This window comes from Rathayibacter sp. AY1H3 (assembly GCF_002932015.1).
On sequence record NZ_PSUU01000079.1, the window covers coordinates 1 to 5402 of the forward strand.

Genomic DNA, 5402 nt, shown 5'->3' on the forward strand with positions numbered 1-5402 from the left:
GTAGGGTCGCCGTTCCTCGACCGAGCAGCACTCCCCCTCGTCCATTCCGCGGACGGGCATTCCCGGAGTCCCCTCCCGACGCTATAGACGGGCCTTGCGACTGATGGCTGGATGAGACGGATTCAGGTTGTAGTACCCCATTCGGGCGTGGTGGTCGGGCTTATATCAGCGATTCCGCTGAAGGACTGGCGGACCGCCGCGCATGCGTGTATACGGAACGGTCACACGCGCTGTCGACGACGGATCGGAGGGCGGATGTCGGATCGGGAGGGGACTCCGGGAATGCCCGTCCGCGGAATGGACGAGGGGGAGTGCTGCTCGGTCGAGGAACGGCGACCCTACCCGGCGACTCTGGACACGGCCCCGGGCCGGGCCGCTGGGCGAGAGAATTGACCGGGCGTTCACCGGGCCGACCCCTCGCCGAAACACTGCGATGATGGGCTCTCCACTGGTGATCGCCGTCGCACCCGCGTCGCGGATCACCCGCCGCGGGCGAGCGGCGGTCCCGACGAGAGGGAGGACGCGATGGACACGGCCACGACCGCGACCGGCGACCGCCCGTCCACCCCGCCGTCCCGGGAGCGACCGAGATGCCCCCGGGTCCGCGCTCGCACCGTGATCGGACGGCTCCTGCTCGTCCCCCTCGTGGTGCTCGCCCTCTTCGGCGCCGGGATCCCGCTCTACGTCACGCCCCCGATCGACCCGATCCCTGAGCAGGCGGACGCGGTCTTCGTGCTGGGCCCCTCCACGAGGGCACGCGTCGAGTTCGCCCGCCGGATCATCACCTCCGGGGCGACGGACACGATGGTGCTCTCGGTCGGCCCCGGCGAGATGAACGCTCCCTACGAGGCCAAGAAGTACAAGAAGTGCAACGAGCCCGGCGGCGACGTCCTCTGCTACTCCGCCGACCCGCTCACGACCCAGGGAGAGGCCCGGCAGCTGCGCGACATGGCCGAGCAGTACGGCTGGGACCACGTCATCGTGATCACCAACGCCTCCCACCTCGTGCGCGCCGAGATGATCATCGAGCGCTGCTACTCCGGCGAGCTCTCGATGGTGCCCTCGGGCGAGCCGATGGGCCTGGACTACCTGGTGAACCAGTACGTCTACCAGACCGGCGCGTTCCTCAAGGCCTTCCTGGTCACCAACGGCTGTTGACGCGAGCACTCCTCCTCGAGCCGCCGAGCCCGCCTGCGCTAGTCTGCCCGGGGCGCCATCGGCCCCGAGCCCGCTCCTGCGGAGCCCGGCCGGCCCGGCCCACGACGGCAGCGCGGCAGGAGGATCGACCGGGGAGACCCGCGACGCTCCCCGCTCCGCACCGGTCACCCCCACGCGAACCCCTCCGAAAGGCCCGCCCGTGACACCTGCCCGATCGATCTTCGCCGTCGGCCGCGGCCAGTACGAGAACATCGGCGACATCATCCTGCGTCGCCAGCTCCTCGACTGGCTCCGCGAGTCGGGTCCGCTCCACGTCTACGTGGGCCACTCGCCGTGGGGCTACGACGACGGCCTGCGCCTGGGCCCGGACGACACGGTGTACCGCTCGCTCCTGCGCTGGTACGCGGCGCTCGCCCGCGAGGCCCTCGCCGGCCGGGCGAACTCGGTGTTCAAGCCGGGAGAGATCCAGCTGACCCTGATCGGGATGAAGGAGCACCTCGTGATGCTCCCGGGCATCGCCCTCGTGCGCCTCGGCGGCGGCCGCGTGATCCGCGCCGGCGTGGGCACCCGCAACTTCGCCCCGCTGCCCCGCGCGATCATGTGGCCCTCGATGGCGCTCTCGAGCTACACCCGCTGGCGCGACGACAAGACCGCCGGCTACATGCGCGTCGGCGCCGCCATGCCCGACCTCGGCTACGGCGAGGGCTCGAGCGACGCGGAGCTGACCGCGTTCGCCGCGCAGCCCGACGAGGAGCGGCGCGTTCTGGTCCTCTCCCTCCGCGAGGACCACGAGGTGGACGCCCGCCCCTACCCCGAGCAGGAGTGGCTGGCCGCGATCAAGGGCTTCGCCGAGCGCGAGGACCTCGACATCGTCGTGGTCACGCAGGTCGCCGTCGACGCCGAGCGCTCCCGCCGTCTCGCCGCCGACCTCGACGCGGACATCCTCGACTGGGATCCGGCGCACACCCACGACGAGCACGAGATCCTGCTGCGCGAGCTCTACCGCACGGCCCGCGTCGCGATGAGCGACCGGCTGCACGTGATCATCATGGCGTTCACCGAGGGCGCCGCCCCGGTGAGCCTGCAGATGGACGGATCGACGAAGGCCTCGCGCCACTTCGAGACCATCGGGATCCACGACGTCACGGTCGACATGTCCCGGACGACCCCGGCCGCCGGCGTCGAGACCTTCTCCGCCGTGGTCGCCCGCCGGAGCGAGCTGCTCGAGAAGCTGCTCGTCGCCCGCGGACGCCTCCGCGGCGTCCGCGACGACATCCAGGCGCTGCTCGCCGTGCCGCCCCGCAGCCGCCCGGCCGCCGCGGCAGCCCCTGCCGGCCCGAAGACGCGGGTGTACCACGTCGGCCGCAGCGGAGAGGTCCCCGGAGGCATGACGCAGGTCGTCAACGGGTACCTGCGCTGGCCGTTCGAGCGCTCGGACGTCCGGGTGATCTCCTCCCGCACCGCTCCGGGCGAGCACGTCGCCGCGGCCCGCCTGGCCGCCGGCGCCGCCGCCCGCATCGTCGCGATCGCGCGCCGCGAGCCCGGCGCCGTGATCGTCGTCCACCTCTCGGAGCGCGGCTCGTTCCTCCGCGAGGGGTCCCTCCTCCGCCTCGCGCACCGCCTGGGCCTGCGCACGGTCGCCCACCTGCACGGCAGCGAGTTCGCCGCCTTCACCGCCGCGCACCCGCGCCTGGTGAAGGACGTGCTGCGCAGCGCGGACGAGATCATCTCGCTCTCGGAGGAGACCTCGGCGATCTGCCGCCGCTACGTCCCCGCCGAGCGCGTGCACCTCGTGCCCAACGCGCTCGAGCAGGGCACCCCGCGCGAGAAGACCCGCACCGTCGTCTTCGGCGGCGTCGTCAGCCACCGCAAGGGCGTCGACGTGCTGCAGAAGGCGTGGGCGCAGGTCGAGGGCAAGGAGGGCTGGCGCCTGCTGGTCGCCGGTCCGATCCGCGAGCCGGAGGTCGTCGACCGCGGCGTCCCGGGGATCGAGTTCCTCGGCTCGCTCGAGAACGCCCGCCTGCTCGCCCTGCTCGACGAGGCGTCCATCGCCGTCCTGCCCTCGCGCGACGAGGCGATGCCGATCTTCATCCTCGAGGCACTCGCCCGCGACGCGGCCGTCGTCTCGACCGCGGTCGGCGGCATCCCCGAGGTCCTCGGCGACGGCTGCGGCCGCGTGGTCGCGCCCGGAGACGTGGAGGGCCTCGCCGCCGCGCTGACCGAGCTCATCACCGACGAGGACGCCCGTGCCGAGGTCGTCGAGAAGGCCGGGGCGCGCTTCCGCGAGCGCTTCTCCGCCGACGCCGTGTTCCCGCGGGTCGAGGAGGTCTGGCTCGGCTGAGCCGCCTGCGACTTCGCCCCGGATCGCGCCCCGGGCCCCGCTCCGGGCCTGGGCGGAGCCGCGGGAGCGTAAAATCGGTGGAGTCCGCGTCGCCGTGCCGTCGCGCGCCCAGCCGTCCGCTCCCGGACGCCTTCTCCCTCCATCCCAGAGAGGCTCGACCGTGGCCATCGCCGCCGACTCCGACCGCCGCCTGTGGACCCTGCCCCTCGCGCGCGCCGTGATCGCGGCGGTCGCCGGCTGCGTCGTCACCTTCTCGCCCGACCACGGGCCCGCCTTCGGCCTCGCCGTCTTCGGCGGCTTCGCGATCGCGACCGGCGCCGTCTCGCTCGCCCTCGGGCTCCGCAGCTGGAGCGGCCGGGCCCGCCCGCTCGCCCTCGGCTCCGCGGTGCTCACCCTGGTCGCCGGAGTCGCGGCGCTCGTCGCGCTTCCGGTCGCCAACCTGCTCTCCTTCGTCGCCCTCGTCGCCGGCTGGGCGCTGCTCTCCGGCTTCCTCGAGTTCTCGAGCGGCCGTCGCGGTCAGGGCCTCGCCGCCCGCGACTCCGTGATCGTCGGCATCGGCACGATGCTCCTCGGCGCCGCCTTCGGACTCCTCCCGCCCCACCCCGTCGTCACCGTCGGCCTCCTCGGCGCCTACGCCGTGATGGTCGCCGTGTTCCTCGCCATCGCGGCGTTCTCGCTCAAATGGGCCGCCGGCGCCGACGCAGCCACCGGACACGATCCCGTCGCCCCCACGACACCGACCTCCGGAGGAGACCGATGACCGCCGAAGGCCAGCAGCCCGACCCCGCCTCTCCCGCAGACCGCGCCTCGGCGGCCGACTCCGCCCCGGCGCGCGACCCCGGCGAGTTCACGCCCCGCACGTTCCAGCCGACCCGCAAGGACCGCCTGCGCCCGCTCGAGCTCATCGGCTTCTCCGCGGTGATGGCGGCCTTCGTCGGCCTGGTCGTCATGCTCTCGACCCGCGAGCCTGTCGTCGCGCTCATCTCGTTCGGCGTCGCCTTCATCGTCGTGCTCGTCGCGATCGCCATGTTCTCGCTGACCTTCAAGCCGGACGAGGCCGAGATCGCGGACATCGACGAGCAGGATTCCGCTCACTAGGTGAGGGACGGCTCCGCCGCTCCCAGTCGACCGGGAGCACGCCGCGCGGGCGGATAGTCCCTTCCGCCGCGCATGCTGATGGAGCAGCCCGGAGGGCGTCTCGAGATCTCGCCTGCGCACGCGGGCGCCGCTTCCGCGTCGGTGGTCGCGCGTAGCGTGCGGAGGGTGGCGGAGGCGATCGGGCGGTGGTGGCAGAGGCGGCGGTTCTCGCGCGGCGCCGACGTCCCCTACGCGGTCGGCACCTACCGGGAGGCGTGGGCGTCCTACCCCGTCCTGGTGCGGCAGTACCGGCCCGAGTACAACGAGGGCATCGTGCTCAGCCAGATCCCGCCCGCGGCCGACGTGTACCTGTGCTGGCTCTGCGACGCCGGACACGTCTTCGTCGCCACCCCCGAGGAGCAGCGCCACCGTCCCGGCCGGGAGCGGCGCCGCTCCTCCTGGTGCCCCGACTGCGCCGAACTCGCCTCGCCGCGCCTGCCCCGGGCCGCGCCGATGATCGGCGGCCGGCTCGCCGAGGTGCTCGCGCCGGCGGCCGCCCCCGACGACGGCTCCCTCGTCCTCCTGGCGCCACCCGCCGTGATCGCGCGAGGGCTCCCGACGTCCGCATCGCTCACCGGCCGCGGGTCCGTGTCGCCCACCGGCCCGAGCGGATCCGCGCCCGCCGCGTCGTCGACTCCTCCGTCCGCTCGATCCACCCCTCCAGCTGCCGCCGCCCCGGGTCGACGTCGTCTACTACATCCGCTTCGGCGAGCGGATCAAGATCGGCACCAGCGGCAATCCCCGGCAGCGCCTCCACCGGCTCCGG

The 5402-nt window shown here is 73.3% G+C and carries 4 protein-coding genes and 1 pseudogene; all 5 read left to right on the plus strand.

Features of this window, described 5'->3' with window-relative positions; translation table 11 throughout:
- Positions 1 to 615 precede the first annotated feature (615 nt).
- Complete coding sequence (locus C5C33_RS17750) at positions 616 to 1158, plus strand: YdcF family protein (RefSeq protein ID WP_146084859.1); 543 nt, start codon at positions 616 to 618, stop codon at positions 1156 to 1158.
- Between the two features lie 199 nt (positions 1159 to 1357).
- On the plus strand, positions 1358 to 3499 hold the full coding sequence (locus C5C33_RS17755) for a glycosyltransferase family 4 protein (RefSeq protein WP_104226626.1): 2142 nt from the start codon (positions 1358 to 1360) through the stop codon (positions 3497 to 3499).
- 160 nt (positions 3500 to 3659) lie between these two features.
- Positions 3660 to 4259 (plus strand): DUF308 domain-containing protein, encoded by a 600-nt coding sequence (locus C5C33_RS17760; protein ID WP_104255875.1) that lies wholly within the window; start codon positions 3660 to 3662, stop codon positions 4257 to 4259.
- Positions 4256 to 4597, plus strand: a complete 342-nt coding sequence (locus C5C33_RS19100) for a hypothetical protein (protein ID WP_258059918.1) — start codon at positions 4256 to 4258, stop codon at positions 4595 to 4597. Before C5C33_RS17760 ends, C5C33_RS19100 begins: the two co-directional genes overlap by 4 nt.
- A gap of 165 nt (positions 4598 to 4762) precedes the next feature.
- Positions 4763 to 5402, plus strand: a pseudogene (locus tag C5C33_RS19105) (hypothetical protein); the annotation flags it as partial.

What these genes read in the sequence shown, in the direction of transcription:
- C5C33_RS19100 (WP_258059918.1), top strand. Translation starts at nt 4,256, where the DNA reads ATGACCGCCGAAGGCCAGCAGCCCGACCCCGCCTCTCCCGCAGACCGC.